The organism is uncultured Brevundimonas sp. (genome assembly GCF_937863155.1).
GTDB lineage: Bacteria > Pseudomonadota > Alphaproteobacteria > Caulobacterales > Caulobacteraceae > Brevundimonas.
The window spans coordinates 1-24,270 of sequence record NZ_CALMFB010000050.1 but is presented as its reverse complement, the minus strand read 5'-3'; the positions used below and the strand labels follow the sequence as shown (position 1 = coordinate 24,270).

The window sequence follows — 24,270 nt, the reverse complement described above, 5'->3', positions numbered from 1 at the left end:
CGCTGAACGAGCTGGAATTCAGCCGCAAGCGTATCGCCATCGACGTGCGCAAGGCGCTGTATTCGGCCGTGTCGAACGCCGAGAACAACCACAACCTCGACATCGACTCCCTGGTCGTGGCTGAGGCCTTCGTGGGCAAGAACCTGGTGATGAAGCGTTTCGCGAGCCGCGCTCGTGGCCGCTCGTCGCGCATCCTGAAACCGTTCAGCGAGATCACCATCGTGGTCCGTGAAGCCGGCGAGGCCGCCTGATATGGGTCAGAAGATCAATCCGATCGGTTTCCGCCTCGGCGTGAACCGCACCTGGGACAGCCGCTGGTACGCCGGCGGGGCCGACTACGCCCGTCTGCTGCACCAGGACCTGAAGCTGCGCACCTGGCTGAAAGAGCGCCTGTCGGGCGCCGGCGTGTCGCGCATCATCATCGAGCGTCCGCACAAGAAGTGCCGCGTGACGATCTACGCCGCCCGCCCGGGTGTTGTGATCGGCAAGAAGGGCGCCGACATCGAGAAGCTGCGCAAGGACATCTCGGCCCAGACCGAAGGCGAGGTTCACCTGAACATCGTCGAAGTCCGCAAGCCGGAAACTGACGCCCAGCTGATCGCCGAGGGCATCGCCCAGCAGCTGGAACGCCGGATCGCCTTCCGCCGGGCCATGAAGCGCGCCATGCAGTCGGCCATGCGTCTGGGCGCCAAGGGCGTTCGGATCAATGTGTCGGGTCGCCTGGGCGGCGCTGAAATCGCCCGTATGGAATGGTACCGCGAAGGCCGCGTGCCGCTGCACACCCTGCGCGCCGACATCGACTATGGCTTCTACGAAGCCAAGACGACCTACGGCATCATCGGCATCAAGGTCTGGGTCTTCAAAGGCGAAGTCCTGGAGCACGATCCGATGGCTCAGGACAAGCGTTGGGCCCAGGAAGCCTCTGGCCCGTCGTCGAACGAAGGCCGTGAGCGCGGCGGCCCCCGCGGCGACCGCGGTCCGCGTCGTGACCGGGGACGTGAGAACTAAGTCATGTTGCAACCGAAGAAGACCAAATACCGCAAGGCCTTCAAGGGCCGCATTCACGGCTCGGCGAAGGGCGGCTTCTCGCTGAACTTCGGCTCGTATGGCCTGAAGACGCTGGAGCCGGAACGCATCACCGCGCGTCAGATCGAGGCGGCCCGCCGCGCGATCACCCGCCAGATGAAGCGTCAGGGCCGCGTCTGGATCCGCGTGTTCCCCGACCTGCCGGTCACCGGCAAGCCGGCCGAAGTCCGCATGGGCAAGGGCAAGGGCGCGGTGGATCACTGGGCCGCGCGCTGCGCCCCCGGCCGGATCCTGTTCGAAATCGACGGCGTGCCGGACGACATCGCCCGCGAGGCGCTGCGCCTGGGCGCCGCCAAGCTGCCGGTCCGCACCAAGGTCGTGACCCGTATCGACGCCGGCATCATCACGGAGCAAGCGGCATGACCAAGATCGCCGATCTGCGGTCCATGACGACCGATCAGCTGGGCGACCAGCTGCTGTCCCTGAAAAAGGAACAGTTCAACCTGCGCTTCCAGGCCGCCACCGGCCAGATGGAGAAGACCCATCGCGTTTCGGAAGTGCGCAAGGACATCGCCCGCATCTCGTCGCTGCTGCGCGAGAAGCAGCGCGCGTCGGCCTAAGGAGACCCGAATATGCCCAAGCGAATTCTCGAAGGCGTGGTCGTCTCCGACAAGGGCGACAAGACTGTCGTCGTCAAGGTCGAGCGCACCCTGCTGCACCCGGTTCTGAAGAAGACCGTGCGTCTGTCCAAGAAGTACCACGCTCACGACGAGGCCAACGCGCTGAAGATCGGCGACGTGGCCCGCATCGTCGAGTGCGCCCCCAAGTCCAAGCTGAAGCGTTGGGAAGTCCTTTCCCCCGCCTCGGCCTCGTAATCGGAAGGATCTGATACAATGATCCAGATGCAAACTAACCTGGAAGTGGCCGACAATTCGGGCGCCCGCCGGGTCATGTGCATCAAGGTGCTGGGCGGCTCCAAGCGCCGCTACGCCTCGATCGGCGACACCATCGTCGCCTCGGTGAAGGAAGCCATTCCGCGCGGCCGCGTGAAGAAGGGCGACGTCGTTCGCGCCATCGTCGTGCGCACCGCCAAGGACATCCAGCGCAAGGACGGCTCTGTCATCCGTTTCGACAAGTCGGCGGCCGTCATCGTCAACAAGCAGAACGAGCCGGTCGGCACCCGTATCTTCGGCCCGGTTCCGCGCGAGCTGCGCGCCAAGAACCACATGAAGATCATCTCTCTGGCTCCGGAGGTCCTGTAACCATGGCCGCCAAGATCAAAAAGGGCGACAACGTCGTCGTCCTGACCGGCAAGGACAAGGGCCGTACCGGCCAGGTGGCCAAGGTGCTGCCGTCCGAGAACCGCGTCGTCGTGACCGGCATCAACATGGTGCAGCGTCACACCCGCCCGACTCAGGCCGACCCCCAGGGCGGCATCAAGAACAAGGAAGCGTCGATCCACGTCTCGAACGTCGCGATCGCTGACGCCAACGGCAAAGCGACCCGCGTCGGCTTCAAGACCGAAGGCGACAAGAAGGTCCGCTTCGCCAAGACGACGGGAGACGTCATCTGATGGCTACCGAGAAATACACCCCCCGGCTGAAATCCGAATATCAGGCCCGCATCCGCGGCGTGATGAAGGAAAAGTTCGGCTACACCAACGAGATGCAGGTGCCCAAGCTGGACAAGATTGTCCTGAACATGGGCGTGGGCGAGGCCGTGGCCGACTCCAAGAAGGCCAACGCCGCCCTGGCGGACCTGACCAAGATCGCCGGCCAGAAAGCCGTGCCGACCAAGGCCCGCAACTCGATCGCCGGCTTCAAGCTGCGTGAAGGCATGGTCATCGGCGGCAAGGTCACCCTGCGCGGCGACCAGATGTACGAGTTCCTGGACCGGTTCATCACCATCGCCCTGCCGCGGGTGAAGGACTTCCGGGGCCTGAAGGGCACCTCGTTCGACGGCCGCGGCAACTACGCCACCGGCCTGAAGGAACACATCGTGTTCCCCGAGATCAACTACGACCAGATCGATCAGATGTGGGGCATGGACATTGTCGTCTGCACCACGGCCAAGACCGACGAGGAGGCCAAGGCCCTTCTCGCCGAGTTCAAGTTCCCGTTCGTGAACTGAGCGGGAAGGGAAGAGCACAATGGCTAAGAAGTCCGCCATCAATCGCAACGACAAGGTCAAGGCCCTGGTCGCGAAATACGCCGAGAAGCGCGCCGCGCTGAAGGCCATCGCCAACGACGAGAGCCTGCCGCTGGAGGAGCGCTTCGACGCGCGCCTGAAGCTGGCCGCCCTGCCGCGCAACTCGGCCCCGACGCGCATCCGCAACCGCTGCGACGTCACCGGCCGCCCGCGCGCCTATTATCGCAAGCTCAAGATGAGCCGGATCGCCCTGCGCGAACTGGGCAACCTGGGCCAGATCCCCGGCCTGACGAAGTCGAGCTGGTAAGGGGAGGCATAAAGTCATGATGATCAACGATCCCCTCAGCGATATGATCGCCCGCATCAAGAACGCCGCCATGCGCCAGCGTTCGACGGTGCTGACCCCGGCCTCGCGCCTGCGCCAGCGCGTCCTGGACGTGCTGCAGGACGAAGGCTACATCCGCGGCTACAGCCTGGTTCAGAACCCGGGCGAGTTCCCGCAGTTCTCGATCGAGCTGAAGTATTTCGACGGCAAGCCGGTGATCGCCGAGATCAGCCGCGTGTCGAAGCCCGGTCGCCGTGTCTATTCGGCCATCAGCGATCTGAAGCCGATCAAGAACGGCCTGGGCATCTCGATCCTGTCGACGTCCAAGGGCGTCATGTCCGACACCGCCGCCCGCGACGCCAATGTCGGCGGCGAAGTCCTCTGCCGGGTCTACTGATATGTCTCGTATCGGCAAGAAAACCATCGCCGTGCCGAAGGGCGTGACCGTCACGCTCAACGGCCAGACCGTCACCGTCAAGGGTCCCAAGGGCGAGCACGCCTGGACCGTGGCCGACGAAGTCGAGGTCAAGCAGGACGGCGACGAGCTGTCGCTGGCCCCGCGTTCGGACACCGCCCGCGCCCGCGCCATGTGGGGCCTGTCGCGCACCCTGGTCGCCAACATGGTGACCGGCGTCACCACCGGCTTCGAGCAGACGCTGGAACTGGTGGGCGTGGGTTACCGCGCCGCGATGAAGGGCAACGCCCTGTCGCTGCAACTGGGCTTTTCGCACGACGTCGACATCGCGCCGCCGACCGGCGTGACCTTCGCCACGCCCAAGCAGACCGAGATCAAGATCTCCGGTTCTGACAAGCAGGCCGTCGGCCAGATCGCCGCCGTCATCCGCAAGCTGCGTCCGCCCGAGCCGTACAAGGGCAAGGGCATCCGCTACGCCGGCGAAACCGTGCGTCGCAAGGAAGGCAAGAAGAAGTAAGCCATGGCTCTTTCTCTGCAACAACAAGCCAAGCGTCGCGCCGAGCGCAACCGTCGCCGCCTGAAGGCCGTGGCCAACGGCCGTCTGCGTCTGTCGGTGACCCGTTCGGACAAGAACATCTCGGCCCAGATCATCGACGACGCCCAGGGCGTCACCGTCGCTTCGGCCTCGTCGCTGGAAGGCGGCAAGGGCTCGAAGGGCTCGGACGTCGCGGCCGCCGCCAAGATCGGCAAGCTGATCGCCGAACGCGCCATCGAGAAGGGCGTCAAGGACGTCGTCTTCGACCGCGGCGGCTACATCTTTCACGGACGGGTGAAGGCGCTGGCGGAAGCCGCGCGTGAAGCCGGCCTGAACTTCTAAGGGACGCGACAGATGGCGCAACAACCCCAACGCGGCGGCGGCGATCGTAACCGTCGCGACAACCGCAACGCTCCCCCCGTCGAAGGTCCGGAATCGGACATCGTCGAGAAGCTGGTGCACATCAACCGCGTCGCCGCGACCGTCAAAGGCGGCCGCCGGTTCTCGTTCGCGGCCCTGATGGTCGTCGGCGACGGCAAGGGCCGCGTCGGCTTCGGTCACGGCAAGGCGCGCGAAGTGCCGGAAGCCATCCGCAAGGCGACCGAAGAAGCCAAGAAGACCATGATCAAGGTTCCGCTGCGCGAGAACCGCACCCTGCACCACGACGGCAACGGCCGTTGGGGCGCCGGCAAGATCATGATGCGTGCCGCCCCTCCGGGCACCGGCGTCATCGCCGGCGGTCCGATGCGCGCCGTGCTGGAAACCCTGGGCGTCCAGGACGTTGTCGGCAAGTCGACCGGTTCGTCGAACCCCTACAACATGGTGCGCGCGACCTTCGAAGCTCTGAAGGTCCAGTCGTCGCCGCGTCAGATCGCCTCCAAGCGCGGCAAGAAGGTCTCGGACCTGATGGGCCGCCGCAACGACGGCGCTTCGTCGCCCGAAGCCGTGGAGTCCTAAGTCATGGCCAAAAAAGACACCGCGACCGTCACCGTGCGCCAGACCGGCAGCCCGATCCGCCGCACCAAGGACCAGCGCGCCACCCTGGCGGGCCTGGGCCTGAACCGCGTCGGCCGCGAGGCGACCCTGGAGGACACCCCGTCCGTCCGCGGCATGATCGCCAAGGTCGCGCACATGGTCGAAGTGGTCGAGAAGTAAGACCCTTCGCACCTTGCGATTATTCGAGGGGCCGCCTATAGGCGGCCCTTCATTTTTACACAGCCGAGTCTGGCCTTCACGGCCGGGCGCTAGCACCCGAAAGGATCAGGCACATGAAACTGAACGAAATTCGCGACAACGAAGGCGCCCACAAGAAGCGCATGCGCGTCGGCCGTGGCCCCGGTTCGGGCAAGGGCAAGACCTCGGGCCGCGGCGTCAAGGGCCAGAAGTCCCGTTCGGGCGTCGCCATCGGCGGCTTCGAAGGCGGCCAGATGCCGCTGTACATGCGCATGCCCAAGCGCGGCTTCAACAACCCCAACGCCCTGAAGCTGGCCGAGGTGAACCTGTGGCGTCTGCAGGACGCCATCGACGCCAAGAAGCTGGACATCAAGGGCGAGATCAACGGCGAGGCCCTGGTGGCCGCCGGCGTGATCCGTCGCGTCAAGGACGGCGTCCGCATCCTGGGCACCGGCGAACTGAAATCCAAGCTGAACCTGGTCGTCTGGTCGGCCTCGGCCGGCGCGGTCAAGGCGATCGAAGCCGCCGGCGGTTCGGTGACGCAACAGCGCATCGCCGCTGAGGCCGCCGCCGCCGCGCGCGTCGAAAAGCGCAACGCCGCCAAAGGCAAGGCTCCGGCCGCCAAGGCCCCCAAGGGCGACGCCAACAAGGTCTCGGCCCGCGCCAAGCGCACGGCCGCCAAGGCCGGCAAGTAAAAAAGCAAGCGGGGCGGTCTGGCTGACAGGCCGCCCTTCGCCTATCTGGACGCAGGCGCCGACTTCCGGTCCGATGCGCCGCGTTCTGATCAGTCGGGGTGACGCACATGGCTTCGGCCGCCGAACAACTCGCAGCCAATATGAACATCGGCTCGTTCGCCAGGGCGACCGAGCTGCACAAACGCCTGCTGTTCACCCTGGGGGCGCTGATCGTCTATCGCATCGGCACCTATGTGCCGATCCCGGGCATCAACTCCGAAGCCTTCCTGCAGTTCTTCCAGAACCCGGACGGCCAGCGCGGCATCCTGGACATGTTCAACATGTTCTCGGGCGGCGCGGTCGAGCGGATGGCCGTCTTCGCGCTGAACGTGATGCCGTACATCTCGGCCTCGATCATCGTGCAGCTGATGGGCGCGGTCTATCCGCCGTGGGAGAAGCTGCGCAAGGAAGGCGGCGAAAGCGGCCGCAAGCAGCTGAACCAGTACACCCGCTATCTGACGGTGTTCCTGGCGCTGGCCCAGTCGTTCGGCATCGCCGTCGGCCTGAACGCCAGCCAGGGCATGGTCGACAGCCCCGGCGTCTTCTTCATCATCTCGACCGTGGTCACCCTGACGGGCGGCACCATGTTCCTGATGTGGCTGGGTGAGCAGGTGACGGCGCGCGGCGTCGGCAACGGCATCTCGCTGATCATCTTCGCCGGCATCGTGGCGGTTCTGCCCGGCACGGTGGCGCGCATGCTTGGCCTGGCCCAGCAGGGCCAGATCTCGGCCTTCGTGCTGCTGTTCGTGACCATCATGGCGATCGCCGTCGTGGCTTTCATCGTCTTCATGGAGCGCGCCCAGCGCCGCCTGCTGATCCAGTATCCCAAGCGCCAGGAAGGCAACCGCATGGCGGGCGGGGAGCGTTCGTTCCTGCCGCTGAAGGTCAACACCGCCGGCGTCATTCCGGCGATCTTCGCCTCGTCGCTGCTGATGCTGCCGGCCACGGTGGCCCAGTTCACGGCCAACGCCAATCTGCCGGAATGGATGAGCTGGCTGCCGACCGTGACGGCCCAGCTTCAGCACGGCCAGCCGCTGTTCACGGTGCTGTACGCCGTCCTGATCATCTTCTTCTGCTTCTTCTACACCTCGATCACCTTCAATCCCGAGGACACGGCCGAGAACCTGCGCAAATACGGCGGCTTCCTGCCGGGCATCCGTCCGGGCAAGCGCACGGCGGAATATCTGGACTATGTGCTGACCCGCCTGACGGTGATCGGCGCGGCCTATATCACCGCCGTCTGCCTGCTGCCCGAGTTCCTGATCGCCGAGATGCCCAGCATCGGCTACTTCGGCGGCACCTCGCTGCTGATCGTGGTGTCGGTGACCATGGACACGGTGGCCCAGATTCAGTCCCACCTGCTGGCGCACCAGTACGAGGGGCTGATCAAGAAGGCCAAGCTGCGCGGTCGCGGCCGCGGGGCTGCGCCGGTTCGTCGCTGATCGTCAGATCGTTAGGGAGGGGCGGGGCGTGAACCTGATCCTGTTCGGACCGCCGGCGGCGGGCAAGGGCACCCAGGCCAAGCGGCTGGTGGAACAGCGTGGCATGGTCCAGCTGTCGACCGGCGACATGCTGCGCGCCGCCATCGCCTCGGGCTCGGAGCTGGGCCTGAAGGTCAAGGACGTGCTGGCGCGCGGCGACCTGGTGACCGACGAGATCGTCATCGCCCTGATCGAGGCCCGCCTGCCGGAAGCCGAGGCCGCCGGCGGCGCCATCTTCGACGGCTTTCCCCGCACCGTGGCTCAGGCCGAGGCCCTGGACGCCATGCTGGCCAAGCGCGGCGCCCGGATCGACGCCGTGATCCGGCTGAAGGTCGATGACGCCGCTCTGACCGAGCGCATCGCCAAGCGGTTCGCCGAACAGGGCCGTCCCGACGACAATCCCGAGACCTTCAAGGACCGCCTGGCCGTCTATAACCGCCAGACCGCGCCGCTGCTTCCCTACTATGACCAACAGGGCAAGCTGACCGAGGTCGACGGCATGGGCGCGATCGAGGCCGTCACCGCCGGTATCGACGCCGCCCTGACGGCGGACTGAGCGTATCGCCGTCTGAGGCGTTAGACTCCGTCGTAACCCGGCGGAGCGCGTCTCTTGAACCCGGACAGGACCGAACAGGTCAGACGTCGCCGTCTGCGCACGGCCGGCTTCGCCGCCGTGGCCGTGGCCGGGCATGGGGTGCTGGCCTGGTGGGTGGGGCAGGCCCCGCCATCCGTTCCGACACCCTCGGCGCCGCCCATCCTGAACCTGATCCTGGCGCCGCCGCCGGTCAGGATCCCGCCGCCAGAGGCCGAGCCTCCGCCGCAAGAGCGTGAGATCGAACAGACGCCGGGCGGCGGACGTCCGGCCGCGCCGTCCGTCGTTCGGCCGGCGGTCGCGCCCGACATTCCGGCCGAGGTCGCCGCCCCGCCGACGCCAGCGCCGGAACAGCCCCTGGTGATCGGCATGGCGTCCGACGCCTCTGAGACGCCGGATATGGGGCAGGGCGGCGAAGGGACCGGCACGGGAACGGGACATGGAGACGGCGCGGGCTCGGGCGCGGGGCCGGGCGGCCGGCCGGTCTTCGTGCGCGGTCCCGACCTGCGCGAGATCGTGGCCCACTATCCGCCCGCCGCCCGCGCCGCCCGCCTGGATGGTCAGGCCAGCGTCAGTTGCCGGGTGCGTCTGGACCAGAGGCTGGAGGATTGCCGCGTGCTGCGCGAAACGCCGGCGGGCCACGGATTCGGTGCGGCGGCGGTTGCGGTGGCGGAAAGGGCGTTCCGCTTTCGGCCCAGGACCGTCCGCGGCCGTCCCGTCGCGGATGCGGAAGTCGTGGTGGGCGTTCCGTTCGGGCGTGGCGTTCCCGGCGGCTGAGGTCATGTTTCAGGGCTGAAATACGGTGGCAAGATCGACGCGCTTGATGGCCTGAACTGCTATGAGGACGCCCATGACACCGACCGTTCGTCGCACCGCCCTGTTCCTGACCCTGGCTTTCAGCGCGGGCGCCGCCTCGGCGGCCCAGGCCGGTCCCCTGTGCGACGCGGCCCGCGCCGCCGCGCCCGGTCGTCCGTGCGTGGAATCCGACAATGGGGTCGCCCTGGCCTTCACCCAGGATCGTGCGGCCGAGCTTTTGGGGTTCGCCCAGCGCGGCGAGACCGAGTTCCAGGCGCGCTTCGGTGTCGCGCCGCCGCGCTATGTCGTGTCCGAAACCGGCGCCACGGGCCGCGAGGATCGGGCCGAGGCCCTGCGCGCCGCTGGTTTCACCGTCCTGACGCCCTGGCGTCTGCGCCAGGCCCAGATCAACGCCGAGGTCGGCGCCCTTCGCACCCGTTTCGAGGAAATGGGCGCCATGAACGGCCTGTCGGCGGAACAGACCGCGTCGGCCATGGAGGGGGTGCTGGCCCGCATGCGCGAACGCCACACGCCCGAAGCCATGGCCGCGAACGAGGCCGGGACCATACCGCGCCTGTTGGGCGGCGCCTGGTATGCGCGCGCCTTCTGGCCCGACGCGGCGCCCGATCCCGCCAGCCGCCACGCCTCGCCCGGCCCGGACTGGATGGATGAGATCGCCGGTCTGCTGATGGAAACCGAGGCGATGGCCGACGACAAGCGCGGCCAGTTCGCCGATGTCTATGCCGGACGCCACCGCATGGCCCCGGCCTCTGATGCGGCCAAGCTGCTGGACCTGCCCGCCTTCCTGTCGGCCGAACATCCGGTGAAGGCCATGACCGCCCAGGCGGCGGCAGGCGGCGGTGCAGGCGGTCCCGTGCGGATCACGATGGGCGGCCCGGGCGGCCCAGGCGGTCCGGGCGGCGCCCAGTCCATGCCGGCGCCGATGCTGTATGGTTTCCAGGCGCGGATGTTCGCCGACTATCTGGCCGAGCGGTCCGGCGATCCGGCGGTGTTTGGCCGACTGGGCCTGGCGTTGGGCGAAGGCGTGGCCTTCGACGCCTGGCTGGCGGCCGAGGGAGCGAGCGTGAATCTGGCGTCCAGCGTGGAGGCTCTGACGGCCGATTGGCGCAACTGGCTGCAAGGCAAGCTGGGGGCGCCGGCCGCTTGATCGGCCATCGGGGACGCCCCGCTCGGAGCGGAACGCCGACACAAGGCGTTGACGTCGGGTGAATCCCCTGTATAAGGCGCGCTTCCGCGAAGGGCGCCCACGCTCCTGGTCTGTTGACCGGAGCGTTTCCTGCGTCTGAAAACGCGTATCTGGAGAATTTCGTGGCCCGTATCGCTGGCGTCAACATCCCGACCAACAAGCGCGTCGAAATCGCGCTTCAGTACATCCATGGCATCGGCGCTCACGCCGCCAAGGAGATCACGGCCAAGGTCGGGATCGAACCGGCGCGCCGCGTGAACCAGCTGACCGACGCCGAGGTTCTGTCGATCCGCGAGACGATCGACCGCGACCACACGGTCGAGGGCGACCTGCGCCGCGAGACCTCGATGAACATCAAGCGTCTGATGGACCTGGCCTGCTACCGCGGCCTGCGTCACCGCAAGGGCCTGCCGGTCCGCGGCCAGCGCACCCACACCAACGCCCGCACCCGCAAGGGTCCCGCCAAGCCGATCGCCGGCAAGAAGAAGTAAGACATAGCCATGGCCAAGGAACCGGGTCGCGTTAAGCGCCGCGAACGCAAGAACATCACCTCGGGCGTCGCCCACGTGAATGCGTCGTTCAACAACACCATGATCACCATCACGGACGCCCAGGGGAACGCTATTTCCTGGTCGTCGGCCGGTCACATGGGCTTCAAGGGTTCGCGCAAATCGACCCCGTACGCCGCCCAGATGGCCGCCGAAGACGCCGGCAAGAAGGCCCAGGAACACGGCCTGAAGACGCTGGAAGTCAACGTGTCGGGTCCGGGTTCGGGCCGTGAATCGGCCCTGCGCGCCCTGCAGTCGGTCGGCCTGACCATCACGACCATTCGCGACGTCACCCCGATGCCGCACAACGGTTGCCGTCCGCCCAAGCGCCGCCGCGTCTAAGCGTTCCGCCGCCGTCGACTACCCTATTTCGCGCCGGTCTGCCTTCGCCTGACGAGGGGAGGGGGACCGGCGAAACCCGTTTCGAGGGACACCTATGATCGAACGTAACTGGCAAGAGCTGATCCGTCCCGAGAAGCCGCAGATCGAGACTGGTTCCGACGCCCAACGCAAGGCGCGTCTGGTGGCCGAACCTCTGGAGCGCGGCTTCGGTGTGACGCTCGGCAACGCCCTGCGCCGCGTTCTGCTGTCGTCGCTGCAAGGCGCGGCCGTCACCGCCATCCAGATCGACGGCGTGGTCCATGAATTCTCGTCGCTGGAAGGCGTGCGCGAAGACGTGGTCGACATCGTGCTGAACATCAAGCAACTGGCCCTGCGCATGCACGCCGAAGGTCCGAAGCGCATGACGCTGAAGGCCACCGGCCCCGGCGCCGTGACCGCCGGCCAGATCGACGTGCCGTCGGACATCGAGGTTCTGAACCCCGATCACGTCATCTGCACCCTGGATGACGGCGCCTCGATCCGCATGGAACTGACCGTCCAGAACGGCAAGGGCTATGTCGCGGCCGAGTTCAACCGTCCCGAAGACGCCCCGATCGGTCTGATCGCGGTCGACGCCCTGTATTCGCCGGTCAAGAAAGTCGCCTATCGCGTCGAGCCGACCCGTCAGGGCCAGTCGCTGAACTACGACAAGCTGGTCATGGAAGTCGAAACCAACGGCGCCGTGACCCCGGTGGACGCCGTGGCCTACGCCTCGCGCATCCTGCAGGACCAGCTGCAGATCTTCATCACCTTCGAAGAGCCGACCAAGGCTGTCGAGGCCGCCGACGGCAAGCCCGACCTGCCGTTCAACCCGGCCCTGCTGAAGAAGGTGGACGAGCTGGAGCTGTCGGTCCGTTCGGCCAACTGCCTGAAGAACGACAACATCGTCTACATCGGCGACCTGATCCAGAAGACCGAGGGCGAGATGCTGCGCACCCCGAACTTCGGCCGCAAGTCGCTGAACGAAATCAAGGAGGTCCTGACCTCCATGGGTCTGTCGCTGGGCATGGATGTGCCGAACTGGCCGCCCGAGAACATCGAAGACCTGGCCAAGAAGTTCGACGACCAGATCTAGTTTCAACCCTCCGCCCAAGACCCCAAGCCAAGACATCGGGTCGCGGAGCGGTTAGAATGAAGGGCCCAAGGTCCGCACGGTATCGCGGAAACCAGGGTTGAGTAGGAGAGACCCCGATGCGCCACGGCGCCGCCTATCGCAAGCTCGGCCGTACGGTCAGCCACCGCCAGGCCATGTTCGCCAACATGGCTGCCTCGCTGATCAAGCACGAGCAGATCACCACGACCCTGCCCAAGGCGAAGGAACTGCGTCCCTTCGTCGAGAAGCTGGTCACCCTGGCCAAGAAGGGCGACCTGCACGCTCGCCGTCAGGCCATCAGCGCCGTGCGCGACGTGCCCCAGGTCGGCAAGCTGTTCGACACCCTGGGTCCGCGTTACGCCGAACGTAACGGCGGCTATATCCGCATCATGAAGGCGGGCTACCGCCACGGCGACAACGCCGCCATGGCCGTGATCGAGTTCGTGGACCGCGATGTGGACGCCAAGGGCCTGGATTCGGGTCCGGTCCAGTCGTTCGACGAAGACGACGCGGCCTGATCGGCCCGTTCGATACGAAACGCCTTTGAAAGGGCGGCTGGGAAACCCCGGCCGCCCTTTTTCTTTGTCCGCCGCCGCCCCATCTGACGCCGCATGACCCAGGCCCTGATCGTTCCGTTTGAACCACGCCACGGCGCCGACTGGGCCCGGCTGAACCTGGGCTGGCTGGCCGAGGGCGGCTTTGCGGTCGAGGCCAAGGATCGCAAGGTCGTGGACGACCCCCAGGGCGCCATCATCGACGCCGGCGGCCGGATCTTCATGGTCGAGCGCGACGGGCAGGTCGTGGGCTGCTGCGCCCTGATGGCCATGGCCGATAGCGGCTATGAGGTGGCCAAGATGTGCGTGACGCCGGCCGCGCGCGGCCTGGGCCTGGGGCGCGTCCTGCTGCAGGCCTGCGAGGATGCGGCGCGGGCCGCGGGGGCGCCGCGCCTTTATCTGGAAACCTCGTCCACCCTGGCGCCGGCAGGGGCGCTGTACCGGTCGTTCGGCTTCGTCGACCTGCCGCCGACGCCCAGCCCTTATGTCCGGGCCGACGTCTTCATGGAGAAGCGGCTTTAGCGGCCGCGCCTATTCCTTGGACAGATCCTGCCGCTGGAACAGGGCCAGGGCCGCCGCCAGCGGCCAGACCAGCCACAGGCCCACAGTGGCGAGCGCCTTCATCACCGCCTGGTCGGGCAGACCCGATGCGCCGGAAACCCACGCCTGAAGCAGGCTGAACCCCAGTCCCGGATTGATCAGAACGGCGATCCAGGCGTCCGGCTCGATCCCCATGGCCGCCAGGCCCTGCGGCGACAGGGTCTGGACCGCGCCGACCACGATGGGCACGAACATGGCCGCCAGCAGCGACCGCGTCGTCACCGCCGCCAGCAGGGCCACCAGGGTGAACTGCATGATGGCCAGCCAGGACAGGCCGAACAGGGCCGCGAACCGGCCGGCGGCGTTCGCGTCGACCGCCCAGCTGACGGGCCGTTCCAGGACCATGGCCTTGATGAACACTTCGGCGATCTCGCCCGCCAGCAGGGCGATCATGGCCGCCAGCGCCAGCAGACCCAGGGTCGCCACCTTGCCCAGGATCAGGTTCGTGCGGCTGTTGCGCGCGCTGATCAGCCGCCAAGTCTCCCAGCGATAGTCGCCCGAGTACAGCGCCGCCGCCCCGATCAGCATGAACAGCAGCACCGCTGGATTGGCCATTTCGCCGACGCTGCTGATGATCTCTTCGATCACCCGCACCGGCCCGCCGGTCAGCATCTGGGCCAGTTGCGGCGGAACATCGCCCTGAACGGTCATGCGGGCCGCGCCGGACTTCATCACCGTATTGCCGATGACGGCCATGACCACCCCGATGACGGGCAGGAACAGGGCGCTCCAGAAGACGGTGGTGCGGTTGTGGACCAGCCGCCAGGTCTCGGCCCGGATCGCATCAGCCAGCATGATCGACCTCCGGGGCGCGCACCGCGCCGGTTTCGGTGAAGAAGACGCCTTCCAGGTCGGTCCCGACCCAGCGCGCCTCATGGATATCGACCCCGCCCTGGACCAGCAGGCGGATCAGGCCCGGCCCCTCGGCGCGGGTGGCGGCCACCCGCACGCCATCGCCCGACAGGCTGGCGCGGGCGCCCAATATTGCGAGGGCCGTATCGACCGGGCCGACCTTCAGCACCAGCTGTTCGCCGTCAGACATCAGATCGCTGACGGTCCCCTCGCGCACCAGCCGCCCTTTGTTCAGGATCGCCACCCGGTCGCAGACGCGCTGGACCTCCAGCAGCTGGTGGCTGGCCAGGATCACGGTCACGCCGTCGTCGGCGGCCAGGGAACGGATCAGGGCGCGCATCTCCTGGATGCCCGGCGGGTCCATGCCGCTGGTGGGTTCGTCCAGAATGACCAGATCGGGCCGGGTCATCAGGGCCGCGGCCACGCCCAGCCGCTGCATCATGCCGACGGAAAAGCCGCGCACCCGCCGGTCCGCCGCCTCGGCCAGGCCCACGCGGTCCAGCCAGTGATCGATCTGGGCCGATCCGCCCATGCCGTGCGCCTGGGCCAGCCATTGCAACACCTGGCGGGCGCTGAGGAAGGGCGGAAAGCGCGGCGTCTCGATCATTGAACCCATGCGCCGCATGGCGGCCACGTCGCCGATGTCGCCGCCCAGAACCCGCGCCGTCCCTTCGCTGGGCCGGATCAGGCCCAGCAGGATGCGAAACAGGGTCGACTTGCCCGCCCCGTTCGGGCCCAGAACGCCATAGACGCCCCCGCGCGGAATACTGAGCGTCAGCCCGTCCAGGGCGCGCACGGTCCCATAGGTCTTGGTCAGGCCGGCGACATCGATCACGGTTTCCATGGCCGCAGGTTGGAACGGCGCTGACCCGCCCGCAAGTTACGGTTCTGCAAGCCTGGGGCGGCGCCGGTTGAACCGTCGTCAGGAACCGCCATCTTGACGCCCGAAAGCCATTGCGGAATGCCGCTGTGACGCTTCCCGACCATTTCATGCGCCGTGTGATGAAGACTTCGACGATCGCCCTTGCCGCCGCACTGGCCCTGTCCGCCTGTGGTTCGCCCTCGAACACCAAGGCCCAGGAGGGCGGTTTCGCCGAGGCGCCGCGCCAGGTGCCGGGCGACGCCGCGGGGCTGAAGGCCAGTTTCGCCCCGGTGGTCCGCCTGGCGGCCCCGGCGGTGGTCAATATCGCCGCCCAGGGCGTCCAGCAGTACCGCGATCCCTTCTGGGGCATTCCGGGCCAGCGCCAGACCGGATCGATCGGCTCGGGCGTCATCGTGCGGCCGACCGGCGTGGTGGTGACCAACAATCACGTCATCCAGAACATGCAGCAGATCCGCGTGACGCTGAACGACCGGCGCGAGTTTCCGGCGCGGGTGATCCTGTCCGACGAACGCAGCGACATCGCCGTGCTGCAGCTGGAGGGCGTCAGCGAGCGCCTGCCGGTGCTGAACCTGGACGACGGCAATGACCAGCAGGTGGGCGATCTGGTCCTGGCCATCGGCAATCCGTTCGGCGTCGGCCAGACGGTCACCAACGGCATCATCTCGGCCCTGAACCGGACCGAGACGGGCATTTCGGATTCCGGCTCCTTCATCCAGACCGACGCGGCGATCAATCCGGGCAATTCCGGCGGCGCCCTGGTCGACATGGACGGCGATCTGATCGGCATCAATACGGCCATCTTCTCGCGCTCCGGCTCGTCGTCCGGCGTCGGCTTCGCCATTCCGGTCTCCATGGTGCGCCAGGTGATCGATGCGGCCGTCGGCGGGGCCACGGCCGTGGTCCGCCCCTGGCTGGGGGTCAAGGGCGAGACGGTCAGCCAGGACATCGCCTCCAGCCTGGGGCTGGAACGGCCGCGCGGCCTGGTGGTGACCAATCTCTATCCCAACGGCCCGGCGGCGCGCGCCGGCGTGCGCGAAGGCGACGTCATCACCGCCATCGACGGGACCGAGGTCCACGACCAGGGCGGGCTGAATTTCCGCGTCGGCTCGCGCAATCCCGGCGACGCGGTGCAGATCACCGTGCTGCGCGACGGCCGGTCTCAGACGCTGAACGCCCGCGCCCAGCGCCTGCCGGGCGACGCCGACACCGACAAGGCGGTGGTCATCCGCAACGGCGCCCTGACCGGGGCCTCGGTGCTGGTGCTGAACCCGGCCCTGGCCGATTCCTTGGGCGGTGATCCGTTCGCCTCGGGCGTCATCATCACCGGGGTGCAGGGGCGCAGCTACGCCGCCGCCATCGGCTTCATGCCCGGCGACCTCTTGGTGTCGATCAACGACCGCCCGGTGACCACGGCCCAGCAGGCGGAATCCCTTGCGCGCGGCGCTCGCGTGACGGTGCAGCGACGCGGACGCCTGCTGAACACCACCATTCGCTAGGTCGCGGTCAGTCCTTTCGGACCGGCGCGCCGATCGACCAGCTGTGGCCGAAGGGGTCGGTCAGGCGGCCATAGCGGTCGCCCCAGAACTGGTCCGCCAGCGGCATGGTCGGCACGGCGCCGGCCACCAGGGCGCGCGCCCACCATTCGTCGGCGTCATCGACCTGAAGATGCAGGGTCACGGCCTGGGGCCGGACATCAGCGGGCATGCCGTATTCGGGAAATTCGTCCGACAGCATGACCAGGGCGCCGTTGATCATCAGGCGGCTGTGCATGATCCGCTCGCCATCCTCGGCCAGGTTGCGGAACAGCTCCTCGGCGCCGAAGGCCGCGCGATAGAATTCCACCGCCGCCTGGCCGCCCCGCGACGGGATGGTCAGATAGGGGATCACGCCCCCGGCGGGCACACTGTGCGGATCGGCCATGGCGGTCTCCTGTTTCGACCAGAGTAATCGGATGAAATAGCGGGGAATAGCGCCTATCTGTGGGCGCGATGAGCGACCTGTTCGAAGCCTCTGGAATCCACCCGCCTGACGCCCCCCTGGCCGACCGGCTGCGGCCGCGCGCGCTGGATCAGGTGGTGGGCCAGGATCATCTGCTGGGGGCGGACGGGCCGATCCGGCGCATGATCGACAGCGGGCGTCTGGGGTCGATGATCCTGTGGGGGCCGCCGGGCACGGGCAAGACCACCATCGCCCGTCTGCTGGCCCAGGCGGCCGGCTATCAGTTTCAGCAGATCAGCGCGGTCTTCTCCGGCGTGGCCGATCTGAAGAAGGCGTTCGAGACCGCGCGGGCGCGCCGCGCCGCCGGCCAGTCCACGCTTCTGTTCGTCGACGAAATCCACCGCTTCAACCGCGCCCAGCAGGACGGTTTCCTGCCGTTCGTGGAGGAGGGGGTCGTCACCCTGGTCGGTGCCACGACCGAGAACCCGTCGTTCGAGCTGAACGGCGCCCTGTTGTCGCGCAGCCAGGTTTTCGTGCTGAAGCGGCTGGACGATGCGGCGTTGGATCAACTGTTGATCCGGGCCGAGGCGCAGCTGGATCGCCCTCTGCCGACGACGCCCGAGGCGCGCCACGCCCTGCTGGCCCTGGCCGATGGCGACGGCCGTTATCTTCTGACCATGGCCGAAACCCTGTTCGCCCTGCCGGACGGCCAGATGCTGGACGTCCAGGGCCTGGCGGGCCTGTTGCAGAAGCGGGCGCCCGCTTACGACAAGAGTCGAGAAGAACACTATAACCTTATATCTGCGCTACATAAATCTGTTCGCGGGTCCGACCCGGATGCGGCCCTTTACTGGCTGGCGCGGATGCTGAACGGAGGCGAAGACCCGCTGTATCTGGCGCGCCGGATCGTGCGAATGGCGGTCGAGGACATCGGCGAGGCGGACCCCCTGTCGCTGCTGGTCGCCAATGCGGCCAAGGACACCTATGACTTCCTGGGCAGCCCCGAGGGGGAACTGGCCCTGGCCCAGGCGGTGGTCCATCTGGCCACGGCGCCCAAGTCCGTCGGCGTCTATGAGGCCTATAAGACCGCCAAGCGCGCGGCGGCCGAAACCGGCAGTCTGATGCCCCCCGCCCACATCCGAAACGCGCCGACAAAGCTGATGAAGCAACTGGGGTACGGCAAGGGCTATCAGTACGATCCCGACACCGAACTGGGCTTCTCGGGCGCCGATTTCTTCCCCGACGAAATGGAACGCCAGTCCTTCTATCGGCCCAAGGGGCAGGGGCACGAAGAGAAGATCAAGGCGCGGCTGGACCACTGGGCCGAACTGCGGGCGCGGCTGAAGGCCGAGGACAGGGGCGCTGACTGATCGCTGTTCATTGTCAGCCGCCCGGAACCGGGCCTAGCGTGGCGTTTCAATGTCTGTCGGGAGGGGCGGATGATCGGAACAAGCAAGGCGCCGTGGCATCTTTGGGCGGTCGGCGTGGTGGCGATCCTGTGGAACGCCTTCGGGTGCGTGGACTTCACCCTGACCCAGCTTCAGGGCGAGGTCTGGCTGCGGAACATGAAGATGACCGAGGCCCAGATCGCGGCCTTCGGCGCCATGCCGGCGTGGACGCATGTGGCCTGGGCGGTCGGCGTCTGGGGCGGGCTGCTGGGCGGGGTTCTGCTGCTGTTGCGGCGGCGACTGGCGCTGCCGGCCTTCGTCGCCTCGTTCGCGGGCTTTCTGGCGGGGCTGCTGCACACCTATGTGCTGGCCCCGGACCCGGACCTGATGCCCGAAGGGGTGTGGATGATGCAAGCGGTCATCGGCCTGGGCTGCGTGCTGTTCATCGCCTACGCCTGGCGTCAGTCGAAGGCCGGCGTGCTGCGCTGAGGGCTGGGTCTTCGCGCGGGGCGCCGTCGCGGTTAGGGTGAAGGCGGCCGAGGCTGTTTCGGCGTGGGGGAGATGATCAGATGAAGACGCCATGGCATCTGTGGCTGGTCGGCGTGGCGTCTTTGGCCTGGAATGGCCTGGGCGCCTGGCAATGGTGGATGAAGACGACCGGGTCGCAAGGCTATTGGGGCGCCCTGACCCAGGCTCAGGCCGACTATATGCGGGCCGCGCCGCTGTGGACCGACGTGGCGTTCGGCCTGACCATCTGGTGCGGGGTTCTAGGGGCGCTGTTGCTGCTGCTGCGGCGACGCCTGGCCTTTAATGCCTATGCGGCGTCGCTGATCGCGATCCTGGCCGACAGCACCTATGTCCATTTCCTCAGCAACGGCCGCGAGGTGATGGGGACCGAAGGCGTCATGTTCGGCGTCGTCCTGATCGTCCTTTGCGCCGGCCAGACGCTCTATGCCCGCTGGGCCGGGCGTCGCGGATGGCTTCGCTGATCGACCCGCACGGGGGTTCGCGCTAAAGGCGGCCTGTGACGCGCCGCCCTCCTGTTTCCCTGTCCGACGAAGACATCGCCGCCGTCCGGTCGTGGGTGGTGCATGAGGACGCGCATCTGATCGCCTTCAACAAGCCGTCGGGCCTGTCCAGCCAGGGCGGGCGCATCCAGGCGCATACGCTGGACGACCTGCTCTGGGCCTTCGCCCGGTCGAACGGCAAGCGGCCCGAACTGGTGCATCGGCTGGACCGCGACACCTCGGGCGTCATCGTGGCGGCCAAGACCAAGCCGGCGGCGGGGTTCCTGGGCAAGGCGTTGCAGGCCAAGCGGCTGCACAAGACCTATCTGGCGCTGATCGCCGCCGCGCCCGAGCCGGCGTCGGGAACCATCGACGCGCCCCTGCGCCGCGAAGAGATCGGCCGCGAAAGCTATATGCGTGTCGTGGGCGCCGATGCGCCGGGCGCCCAGGCGTCGGTCAGCCTGTATCGCACCCTGGCGGCGGGGGATCAGGCGGCGCTGGTCGAACTGTCGCCGCGCACCGGACGCATGCACCAGCTGCGGGTGCATATGGCCCATATCGGGCGGCCGCTGGCGGGGGATGTGCGCTATGGCGGCGCCCTGACTCTAGGCGGAAGGGCGGCGCCGCGCCTGATGCTGCATGCCGCAGCTCTGGAGTTGCCGCACCCCGAGGGCGGGCGGATCACGGTGACGGCGCCGCTGCCGGCCGATTTCGCCGATCTGGCGCGGGCGGCGGGGCTGGACCACCCGCTGCTGGGCGGAGCGGAACATTCCACGGGTTCCGAACGCTGAAGGATCTAAAGGAGCCCGCCGATGAAACGCCTTACCCTTTGCGCCCTCGCCGTGTCCGCCCTGGCGCTAGGAGCCTGCGCCAGCCTGGCGCCCTATGGCCCGCAACAGGGCCCACGCGGTCAGGGCTATTCGGAACAACGCATCGAACGTGACCGCTGGCGCGTGGTCTATAACGGCGTCGGCGCGCCGGGGCCGGTGGCGGACATGGCCCTGTTGCGCGCGGCCGAGCTGACCCTGGACAACGGCGCCGACTGGTTCGAGGTGACCCAGCGCTGGACCGACGGGCGGCCCGACAGCGCCGGCGGCCTGCGCCCCAGCGTCTCAATCGGCGCGGGTTCGGGCCGGTACGGCGGCTGGTCCACGTCGGGTGTCGGCGTGGGCGTGGGGCTGGATCTGTCGGGGCCGCAGCCGACCTCTACCGCGCTGGAGATCGTCACCGGGCGCGGAAACCGGCCCGACCGACCCCAGGCCTATGACGCGCGCGCGGTGCGCCAGGCGTTGGGCGGCCGGTTCTGACCGATCAGCGCCCGCGCGTCAGGGCGCGATATTCGACCAGCCGTTCCTTGTCGCGCCGCACCTGATCGGCGACAGCGTTGTCGACGTCCAGCGAGGCGTAGCGCACCCAGCCATCGACCCCCAGCTTGTCCTGGATCGCGGCCACCGGCGTCTGCCAGCGGAAATAGGACAGCCACGACACGATCAGGCCCAGCACGACCGCCAGAATCTGCAGGCCGCGGAAGGCCGCCTCCTGCCCCTGGATCGGCTCCAGCACGAACAGGCCCAGCCAGACCAAGAACACCAGCGGCGTCACGAAGCGCGAGAACCAGCGCATCCAGTAGCGTTCGCGCCGCACGCGCCACAGCTCCATCTGGACGTGCTTTTCGAGATACTCCATGCGCGCGCCCATCCACATGGTCAGGCGGGTCAGGAAATGCGACCGCTTGCCCCAGCCCTTGCCGTCCATCTGGAACTGGGTCTCGGCCTGGTCGGCCATGGCGCGGGCCTGGGTGAACAGGGTCTGCAGCTCGCGCGTCCGCTGAACGATCTCGCGCGACAGTTCATAGGAATCGTTCTCCAGCCGGAACCGGTACTGGATGAACAGAATGGCCTGCACCGCCCAGAAGACGCCAACGCTCAGCACCATGGCGCCGGCCGCCAGGCCCAGGCCCATCGGCTGCGATCCGGTCCAGCTGGTGAACCAGGTCGGCCCCACACTGGCCAGGACGGCGAAGGCGACTAGAGCCAGCGCCTGGCACAGCCGCTTGATCCCCACATGCACGCACAGAGCGGCGAACACCCGGCGGCCATAGTCATGGATATGGCTGCGAAGGTCGGTGTCGACCGGGAAGCGTTCCTCGATCTGGCGGCTGAACAGCACGTGGAAGCGGTCGGGTTTCCCCTCGCTTTCCCAGAAGGGGAAGATGTCCAGCGGCTGGTTGAAATAGTGGTCGATGTGCGACGACACCGCCTCGATCACCGCTGGGTCGGTCGAGAAGACCTCGCTGTCCTGAATGGGGCGCAGAATACCCTCGGCGGTGCGATTGGCGCGCAGGCCAACGGGCGTCCGTTCCGGCGCCTCGCGGTCCGGGTGGTTGCCGCCGCCGGGCGCAGGGGCGTTGGGCGCCGCTTGCAGGCGCTGGTCATGACCCGCGCCGCCGTGGCCCCCGTCATGCGCAGTGTCATGCGGCGTGTCGTGCGAACCGGCTGAAGCGGCGTGGCCGTGATGGCTGTGGTCGTCGTGCGACATGGCGGTCGTGGCGTCCCGAACAGAATCCCCGGCCCGGAGCATAAGCCAGAAGCCGCCGCCGGGCCGACGACGTTCTCTCACGGCGCGAAGCCGCCCGTCCGGTATCGCCGTTAACCGTGCGTCCCGGCAAGTGAAGTTTCGGTCAGAAGGGCCACCGCGCCATGACCGCCGCGCACACCAGAAGCGCGATCAGCACCACAGCCTGGACGCCCGTCAGCGCCCTCAGTCGCGCCGCCTCCGCCGCGTCGGGCTGAAACGCCGGATCGGCCGTCGCCGCCTTGCGCCACTTCAAAAAGGCGATCGTGCCCGGCACGGTCAGCAGGCCGATCAGCATGAAACACCCGATCTTGCCCCAGAAGAACGGGTTCTCGGCATAGAAGGCCCAGCCCTTTCCGCCCCAGATCGCACGCGACAGGCCGACCGCCAGCACCACGCCTGACAATGCCCCCGCCCCGGCGTCCAGCCTGGCCAGACGCATCACCGGAACGGGCCGCGCGCTCAACATCACCCGGCCCGCCATCATCATGGCGACCAGACCGAACACGAGAAGATGGTGGGTGATGGCCAGGATGAGATCCAGCATGGTCTTGCTCTCTCGCCTTGTGGTCGCGACCGGTATAAGCCCCGCATCATGACACGATTTCTGCTCGTTGCGGCAGGCGGCGCCCTGGGATCGGTGGCGCGCTATGGGCTGGGGCTGGCCGCGGGCCGCCTGGCGCCGGGGCACGCCTGGCCGTGGGGGACGTTCGGGGCCAATCTGATCGGCGGGCTGCTGATGGGGCTGCTGGCCGGATGGCTGGCGCATCGCGGCCAGGGCGGGGAGGGGGTTCGCCTATTCGCCGCCGTGGGCCTGCTGGGCGGTTTCACCACCTTTTCGGCCTTCTCGCTGGAGACGGCCCTGATGATCCAGCGGCGCGACTGGGCCATGGCGGGGGGCTATGTCGCCGCTTCGGTCGTGCTGGCGGTCGCGGCCCTGTTCGTGGGGCTGATGATCGCCCGGAGGCTGTGGGCGTGAGCCGCGAGGTCCAGACCCTTTATGTCGCCGAGGCCGAGGACGGCATCCGCCTGGACCGCTGGTTCAAGCGGCGCTGGCCTCACGTCTCGCACATCCAGGTGCAGAAACTGGCCCGCAGCGGCCAGATCCGCGTCGACGGCGTCCGCATCAAGCCCGAAGGCCGCCTGACCGCCGGGGCCGCCGTGCGCGTGCCGCCCTTGCCGGAACCGGGCGAACGGCCCGACGCCGACAAACAGGGCCTCAGCGACCGCGACATCGCCTTCGCCCGGTCGCTGGTTCTGTATGAGGATGATCTGGTCATCGCCCTGAACAAGCCCGCCGGCCTGGCGGTGCAGGGCGGCACCAAGACCACCAAGCATGTCGACCGCCTGCTGTCGGCCTGGGGCGAGGGGCTGGAGCGGCCGCGCCTGGTGCACCGCCTGGACCGCGACACCTCCGGTGTCCTGTTGCTGGGCAAGGGGCCGGAGGCGGCCAAGCGGCTGGCGGGGGCCTTCGCCCGGCGCCAGGCGAAGAAGACCTATTGGGCCATCGTGATCGGCAACCCCAAGCCGCCGGCCGGGATCATCGACCTGCCGCTGAAGAAGTCGGGCATCAACGACTTCGAGATGATGCGCCCGGCCGATGCGAAAGAGCACGGCGCCGAACCGGCCGAGACCGGCTATGTCACCGTCAGCCGCGCCGCCCACCGCGCCGCCTGGATGGCCCTGCGTCCCTTCACAGGCCGGACGCACCAGTTGCGGGCGCATATGAAGGCCATCGGCCATCCGATCCTGGGCGACCCCAAATATGGCGACGAGGCGTCTGGCCAGCTGTCGGGCCTGCTGAAGCTGCAACTGCATGCGCGGCGGATCGAGCTGGATCACCCCGGCGGCGGCAAGCTGGTGGTCGAGGCGCCGATCAGCCCCGAGATGAAGGCCGGTTTCGCCCATTTCGGCTTCTCCGAAGACGAGGCGGAGGTCGAGCCGTTCGGCGGCCTGCGGCGGCCGCGATGAGATGCGGTGCTCAAATCCTCCCCCCTCGGGGGAGGGGGACCATGCGCAGC

General features: G+C 67.8%; 36 protein-coding genes and 1 pseudogene. 32 read left to right on the top strand and 5 right to left on the bottom strand.

All coding sequences use genetic code 11. From position 1 onward, the window contains the following. The 24 genes and pseudogenes from Q0581_RS07610 to Q0581_RS07495 all read left to right on the top strand — a co-directional run. Positions 1-251, top strand: a 251-nt coding sequence (locus Q0581_RS07610) for a 50S ribosomal protein L22 (protein WP_298699088.1), incomplete at its 5' end; no start/stop codon positions are given. Between the two features lies 1 nt (position 252). Next, on the top strand, positions 253-1,008 hold the full coding sequence (rpsC, locus tag Q0581_RS07605) for a 30S ribosomal protein S3 (protein WP_292258354.1): 756 nt from the start codon (positions 253-255) through the stop codon (positions 1,006-1,008). Positions 1,009-1,011: 3 nt separating this feature from the next. Further along, positions 1,012-1,449, top strand: a complete 438-nt coding sequence (gene rplP, locus Q0581_RS07600) for a 50S ribosomal protein L16 (protein ID WP_298699086.1) — start codon at positions 1,012-1,014, stop codon at positions 1,447-1,449. Then, positions 1,446-1,646, top strand: a complete 201-nt coding sequence (gene rpmC, locus Q0581_RS07595; RefSeq protein WP_292258352.1) for a 50S ribosomal protein L29 — start codon at positions 1,446-1,448, stop codon at positions 1,644-1,646. The genes rplP and rpmC overlap by 4 nt, the downstream gene beginning before the upstream one ends. Positions 1,647-1,658: 12 nt before the next feature. Continuing rightward, on the top strand, positions 1,659-1,901 hold the full coding sequence (gene rpsQ, locus Q0581_RS07590) for a 30S ribosomal protein S17 (protein WP_298699084.1): 243 nt from the start codon (positions 1,659-1,661) through the stop codon (positions 1,899-1,901). Positions 1,902-1,919: 18 nt separating this feature from the next. Then, positions 1,920-2,288 carry a 50S ribosomal protein L14 gene (rplN, locus tag Q0581_RS07585; protein ID WP_003164378.1) on the top strand — a complete coding sequence of 123 codons (369 nt, stop codon included), beginning with the start codon at positions 1,920-1,922 and terminating at the stop codon, positions 2,286-2,288. A gap of 2 nt (positions 2,289-2,290) precedes the next feature. Next, a complete protein-coding gene (gene rplX, locus Q0581_RS07580) occupies positions 2,291-2,599 on the top strand; it encodes a 50S ribosomal protein L24 (RefSeq protein WP_298699082.1) in 309 nt (102 codons plus the stop codon). Continuing rightward, complete coding sequence (gene rplE / locus Q0581_RS07575) at positions 2,599-3,156, top strand: 50S ribosomal protein L5 (protein WP_298699080.1); 558 nt, start codon at positions 2,599-2,601, stop codon at positions 3,154-3,156. Before rplX ends, rplE begins: the two co-directional genes overlap by 1 nt. A 19-nt stretch (positions 3,157-3,175) precedes the next feature. Further along, positions 3,176-3,481, top strand: a complete 306-nt coding sequence (rpsN, locus tag Q0581_RS07570) for a 30S ribosomal protein S14 (protein ID WP_292258348.1) — start codon at positions 3,176-3,178, stop codon at positions 3,479-3,481. A 16-nt stretch (positions 3,482-3,497) separates the two neighbouring features. Continuing rightward, a complete protein-coding gene (gene rpsH / locus Q0581_RS07565) occupies positions 3,498-3,896 on the top strand; it encodes a 30S ribosomal protein S8 (RefSeq protein WP_298699077.1) in 399 nt (132 codons plus the stop codon). A 1-nt stretch (position 3,897) separates the two neighbouring features. Next, entirely contained in the window at positions 3,898-4,431 is a 534-nt protein-coding gene (rplF, locus tag Q0581_RS07560; RefSeq protein ID WP_298699075.1) for a 50S ribosomal protein L6, read from the top strand. Between the two features lie 3 nt (positions 4,432-4,434). Then, complete coding sequence (gene rplR / locus Q0581_RS07555; RefSeq protein WP_298699073.1) at positions 4,435-4,791, top strand: 50S ribosomal protein L18; 357 nt, start codon at positions 4,435-4,437, stop codon at positions 4,789-4,791. 12 nt (positions 4,792-4,803) lie between these two features. Then, positions 4,804-5,406 carry a 30S ribosomal protein S5 gene (rpsE, locus tag Q0581_RS07550; RefSeq protein ID WP_298699071.1) on the top strand — a complete coding sequence of 201 codons (603 nt, stop codon included), beginning with the start codon at positions 4,804-4,806 and terminating at the stop codon, positions 5,404-5,406. Positions 5,407-5,409: 3 nt separating this feature from the next. Next, entirely contained in the window at positions 5,410-5,604 is a 195-nt protein-coding gene (rpmD, locus tag Q0581_RS07545; protein ID WP_298699070.1) for a 50S ribosomal protein L30, read from the top strand. Between the two features lie 113 nt (positions 5,605-5,717). Next, positions 5,718-6,155 (top strand): annotated as a pseudogene (gene rplO / locus Q0581_RS07540) (50S ribosomal protein L15); the annotation flags it as partial. A gap of 269 nt (positions 6,156-6,424) precedes the next feature. Then, a complete protein-coding gene (gene secY / locus Q0581_RS07535) occupies positions 6,425-7,798 on the top strand; it encodes a preprotein translocase subunit SecY (protein WP_298699068.1) in 1,374 nt (457 codons plus the stop codon). Between the two features lie 28 nt (positions 7,799-7,826). Beyond that, on the top strand, positions 7,827-8,393 hold the full coding sequence (locus tag Q0581_RS07530) for an adenylate kinase (RefSeq protein WP_298699066.1): 567 nt from the start codon (positions 7,827-7,829) through the stop codon (positions 8,391-8,393). Between the two features lie 54 nt (positions 8,394-8,447). After that, positions 8,448-9,206 (top strand): TonB family protein, encoded by a 759-nt coding sequence (locus tag Q0581_RS07525; protein WP_298699063.1) that lies wholly within the window; start codon positions 8,448-8,450, stop codon positions 9,204-9,206. A 73-nt stretch (positions 9,207-9,279) separates the two neighbouring features. Beyond that, positions 9,280-10,392, top strand: coding sequence for a hypothetical protein (locus Q0581_RS07520; RefSeq protein ID WP_298699061.1), 1,113 nt, complete (start codon positions 9,280-9,282; stop codon positions 10,390-10,392). Positions 10,393-10,553: 161 nt separating this feature from the next. Further along, positions 10,554-10,922, top strand: a complete 369-nt coding sequence (gene rpsM / locus Q0581_RS07515) for a 30S ribosomal protein S13 (RefSeq protein ID WP_298699060.1) — start codon at positions 10,554-10,556, stop codon at positions 10,920-10,922. Between the two features lie 9 nt (positions 10,923-10,931). Next, positions 10,932-11,321: a 30S ribosomal protein S11 gene (gene rpsK / locus Q0581_RS07510; RefSeq protein WP_298699059.1), complete on the top strand. Its 390-nt coding sequence runs from the start codon at positions 10,932-10,934 to the stop codon at positions 11,319-11,321. 94 nt (positions 11,322-11,415) lie between these two features. Beyond that, a complete protein-coding gene (locus Q0581_RS07505; RefSeq protein WP_298699058.1) occupies positions 11,416-12,435 on the top strand; it encodes a DNA-directed RNA polymerase subunit alpha in 1,020 nt (339 codons plus the stop codon). A gap of 116 nt (positions 12,436-12,551) precedes the next feature. Then, positions 12,552-12,971, top strand: a complete 420-nt coding sequence (rplQ, locus tag Q0581_RS07500) for a 50S ribosomal protein L17 (RefSeq protein WP_298699057.1) — start codon at positions 12,552-12,554, stop codon at positions 12,969-12,971. 93 nt (positions 12,972-13,064) lie between these two features. Then, positions 13,065-13,529: a GNAT family N-acetyltransferase gene (locus tag Q0581_RS07495; protein WP_298699056.1), complete on the top strand. Its 465-nt coding sequence runs from the start codon at positions 13,065-13,067 to the stop codon at positions 13,527-13,529. Between the two features lie 9 nt (positions 13,530-13,538). On the opposite strand, the gene Q0581_RS07490 is transcribed toward Q0581_RS07495, so the two are convergent. Both Q0581_RS07490 and Q0581_RS07485 read right to left on the bottom strand, forming a co-directional pair. Then, positions 13,539-14,402, bottom strand: a complete 864-nt coding sequence (locus tag Q0581_RS07490; RefSeq protein WP_298699054.1) for a hypothetical protein — start codon at positions 14,400-14,402, stop codon at positions 13,539-13,541. Continuing rightward, positions 14,392-15,303: an ABC transporter ATP-binding protein gene (locus Q0581_RS07485; protein ID WP_298699052.1), complete on the bottom strand. Its 912-nt coding sequence runs from the start codon at positions 15,301-15,303 to the stop codon at positions 14,392-14,394. The genes Q0581_RS07490 and Q0581_RS07485 overlap by 11 nt, the downstream gene beginning before the upstream one ends. A 158-nt stretch (positions 15,304-15,461) precedes the next feature. Here Q0581_RS07485 and Q0581_RS07480 point away from each other — a divergent pair, with 158 nt between their 5' ends. Then, positions 15,462-16,838, top strand: a complete 1,377-nt coding sequence (locus Q0581_RS07480) for a trypsin-like peptidase domain-containing protein (protein ID WP_298699050.1) — start codon at positions 15,462-15,464, stop codon at positions 16,836-16,838. A 7-nt stretch (positions 16,839-16,845) separates the two neighbouring features. Here Q0581_RS07480 and Q0581_RS07475 read toward each other — a convergent pair whose 3' ends face one another. Next, on the bottom strand, positions 16,846-17,262 hold the full coding sequence (locus Q0581_RS07475) for a VOC family protein (protein ID WP_298699048.1): 417 nt from the start codon (positions 17,260-17,262) through the stop codon (positions 16,846-16,848). Between the two features lie 68 nt (positions 17,263-17,330). Between Q0581_RS07475 and Q0581_RS07470 the strand changes: the two genes are divergently transcribed. From Q0581_RS07470 to Q0581_RS07450, 5 genes are all read left to right on the top strand, one after another. Continuing rightward, positions 17,331-18,650 carry a replication-associated recombination protein A gene (locus tag Q0581_RS07470; RefSeq protein ID WP_298699046.1) on the top strand — a complete coding sequence of 440 codons (1,320 nt, stop codon included), beginning with the start codon at positions 17,331-17,333 and terminating at the stop codon, positions 18,648-18,650. A gap of 69 nt (positions 18,651-18,719) precedes the next feature. Next, positions 18,720-19,157, top strand: coding sequence for a hypothetical protein (locus Q0581_RS07465; protein ID WP_298699044.1), 438 nt, complete (start codon positions 18,720-18,722; stop codon positions 19,155-19,157). 80 nt (positions 19,158-19,237) lie between these two features. Beyond that, positions 19,238-19,657: a hypothetical protein gene (locus Q0581_RS07460; RefSeq protein ID WP_298699042.1), complete on the top strand. Its 420-nt coding sequence runs from the start codon at positions 19,238-19,240 to the stop codon at positions 19,655-19,657. 35 nt (positions 19,658-19,692) lie between these two features. Continuing rightward, entirely contained in the window at positions 19,693-20,466 is a 774-nt protein-coding gene (locus Q0581_RS07455; protein WP_298699041.1) for an RluA family pseudouridine synthase, read from the top strand. A gap of 21 nt (positions 20,467-20,487) precedes the next feature. Continuing rightward, positions 20,488-20,982: a hypothetical protein gene (locus Q0581_RS07450; protein WP_298699039.1), complete on the top strand. Its 495-nt coding sequence runs from the start codon at positions 20,488-20,490 to the stop codon at positions 20,980-20,982. A 4-nt stretch (positions 20,983-20,986) separates the two neighbouring features. On the opposite strand, the gene Q0581_RS07445 is transcribed toward Q0581_RS07450, so the two are convergent. Then, positions 20,987-22,213, bottom strand: a complete 1,227-nt coding sequence (locus Q0581_RS07445) for a hypothetical protein (RefSeq protein WP_298699038.1) — start codon at positions 22,211-22,213, stop codon at positions 20,987-20,989. Positions 22,214-22,355: 142 nt separating this feature from the next. Then, positions 22,356-22,796, bottom strand: a complete 441-nt coding sequence (locus Q0581_RS07440) for a DUF2214 family protein (protein ID WP_298699037.1) — start codon at positions 22,794-22,796, stop codon at positions 22,356-22,358. A gap of 48 nt (positions 22,797-22,844) precedes the next feature. Between Q0581_RS07440 and crcB the strand changes: the two genes are divergently transcribed. Next, positions 22,845-23,228, top strand: coding sequence for a fluoride efflux transporter CrcB (crcB, locus tag Q0581_RS07435; protein ID WP_298699035.1), 384 nt, complete (start codon positions 22,845-22,847; stop codon positions 23,226-23,228). Next, positions 23,225-24,220, top strand: coding sequence for an RluA family pseudouridine synthase (locus Q0581_RS07430; RefSeq protein ID WP_298699033.1), 996 nt, complete (start codon positions 23,225-23,227; stop codon positions 24,218-24,220). The genes crcB and Q0581_RS07430 overlap by 4 nt, the downstream gene beginning before the upstream one ends. Positions 24,221-24,270 lie beyond the last annotated feature (50 nt).

Coding starts and splice junctions, on each gene's coding strand:
- rpsC (WP_292258354.1), top strand. CDS start 253: ATGGGTCAGAAGATCAATCCGATCGGTTTCCGCCTCGGCGTGAACCGC.
- rplP (WP_298699086.1), top strand. CDS start 1,012: ATGTTGCAACCGAAGAAGACCAAATACCGCAAGGCCTTCAAGGGCCGC.
- rpmC (WP_292258352.1), top strand. CDS start 1,446: ATGACCAAGATCGCCGATCTGCGGTCCATGACGACCGATCAGCTGGGC.
- rpsQ (WP_298699084.1), top strand. CDS start 1,659: ATGCCCAAGCGAATTCTCGAAGGCGTGGTCGTCTCCGACAAGGGCGAC.
- rplN (WP_003164378.1), top strand. CDS start 1,920: ATGATCCAGATGCAAACTAACCTGGAAGTGGCCGACAATTCGGGCGCC.
- rplX (WP_298699082.1), top strand. CDS start 2,291: ATGGCCGCCAAGATCAAAAAGGGCGACAACGTCGTCGTCCTGACCGGC.
- rplE (WP_298699080.1), top strand. CDS start 2,599: ATGGCTACCGAGAAATACACCCCCCGGCTGAAATCCGAATATCAGGCC.
- rpsN (WP_292258348.1), top strand. CDS start 3,176: ATGGCTAAGAAGTCCGCCATCAATCGCAACGACAAGGTCAAGGCCCTG.
- rpsH (WP_298699077.1), top strand. CDS start 3,498: ATGATGATCAACGATCCCCTCAGCGATATGATCGCCCGCATCAAGAAC.
- rplF (WP_298699075.1), top strand. CDS start 3,898: ATGTCTCGTATCGGCAAGAAAACCATCGCCGTGCCGAAGGGCGTGACC.
- rplR (WP_298699073.1), top strand. CDS start 4,435: ATGGCTCTTTCTCTGCAACAACAAGCCAAGCGTCGCGCCGAGCGCAAC.
- rpsE (WP_298699071.1), top strand. CDS start 4,804: ATGGCGCAACAACCCCAACGCGGCGGCGGCGATCGTAACCGTCGCGAC.
- rpmD (WP_298699070.1), top strand. CDS start 5,410: ATGGCCAAAAAAGACACCGCGACCGTCACCGTGCGCCAGACCGGCAGC.
- secY (WP_298699068.1), top strand. CDS start 6,425: ATGGCTTCGGCCGCCGAACAACTCGCAGCCAATATGAACATCGGCTCG.
- Q0581_RS07520 (WP_298699061.1), top strand. CDS start 9,280: ATGACACCGACCGTTCGTCGCACCGCCCTGTTCCTGACCCTGGCTTTC.
- rpsK (WP_298699059.1), top strand. CDS start 10,932: ATGGCCAAGGAACCGGGTCGCGTTAAGCGCCGCGAACGCAAGAACATC.
- Q0581_RS07505 (WP_298699058.1), top strand. CDS start 11,416: ATGATCGAACGTAACTGGCAAGAGCTGATCCGTCCCGAGAAGCCGCAG.
- rplQ (WP_298699057.1), top strand. CDS start 12,552: ATGCGCCACGGCGCCGCCTATCGCAAGCTCGGCCGTACGGTCAGCCAC.
- Q0581_RS07495 (WP_298699056.1), top strand. CDS start 13,065: ATGACCCAGGCCCTGATCGTTCCGTTTGAACCACGCCACGGCGCCGAC.
- Q0581_RS07490 (WP_298699054.1), bottom strand. CDS start 14,402: ATGCTGGCTGATGCGATCCGGGCCGAGACCTGGCGGCTGGTCCACAAC.
- Q0581_RS07485 (WP_298699052.1), bottom strand. CDS start 15,303: ATGGAAACCGTGATCGATGTCGCCGGCCTGACCAAGACCTATGGGACC.
- Q0581_RS07480 (WP_298699050.1), top strand. CDS start 15,462: ATGAAGACTTCGACGATCGCCCTTGCCGCCGCACTGGCCCTGTCCGCC.
- Q0581_RS07475 (WP_298699048.1), bottom strand. CDS start 17,262: ATGGCCGATCCGCACAGTGTGCCCGCCGGGGGCGTGATCCCCTATCTG.
- Q0581_RS07470 (WP_298699046.1), top strand. CDS start 17,331: ATGAGCGACCTGTTCGAAGCCTCTGGAATCCACCCGCCTGACGCCCCC.
- Q0581_RS07465 (WP_298699044.1), top strand. CDS start 18,720: ATGATCGGAACAAGCAAGGCGCCGTGGCATCTTTGGGCGGTCGGCGTG.
- Q0581_RS07460 (WP_298699042.1), top strand. CDS start 19,238: ATGAAGACGCCATGGCATCTGTGGCTGGTCGGCGTGGCGTCTTTGGCC.
- Q0581_RS07450 (WP_298699039.1), top strand. CDS start 20,488: ATGAAACGCCTTACCCTTTGCGCCCTCGCCGTGTCCGCCCTGGCGCTA.
- Q0581_RS07445 (WP_298699038.1), bottom strand. CDS start 22,213: ATGTCGCACGACGACCACAGCCATCACGGCCACGCCGCTTCAGCCGGT.
- Q0581_RS07440 (WP_298699037.1), bottom strand. CDS start 22,796: ATGCTGGATCTCATCCTGGCCATCACCCACCATCTTCTCGTGTTCGGT.
- crcB (WP_298699035.1), top strand. CDS start 22,845: ATGACACGATTTCTGCTCGTTGCGGCAGGCGGCGCCCTGGGATCGGTG.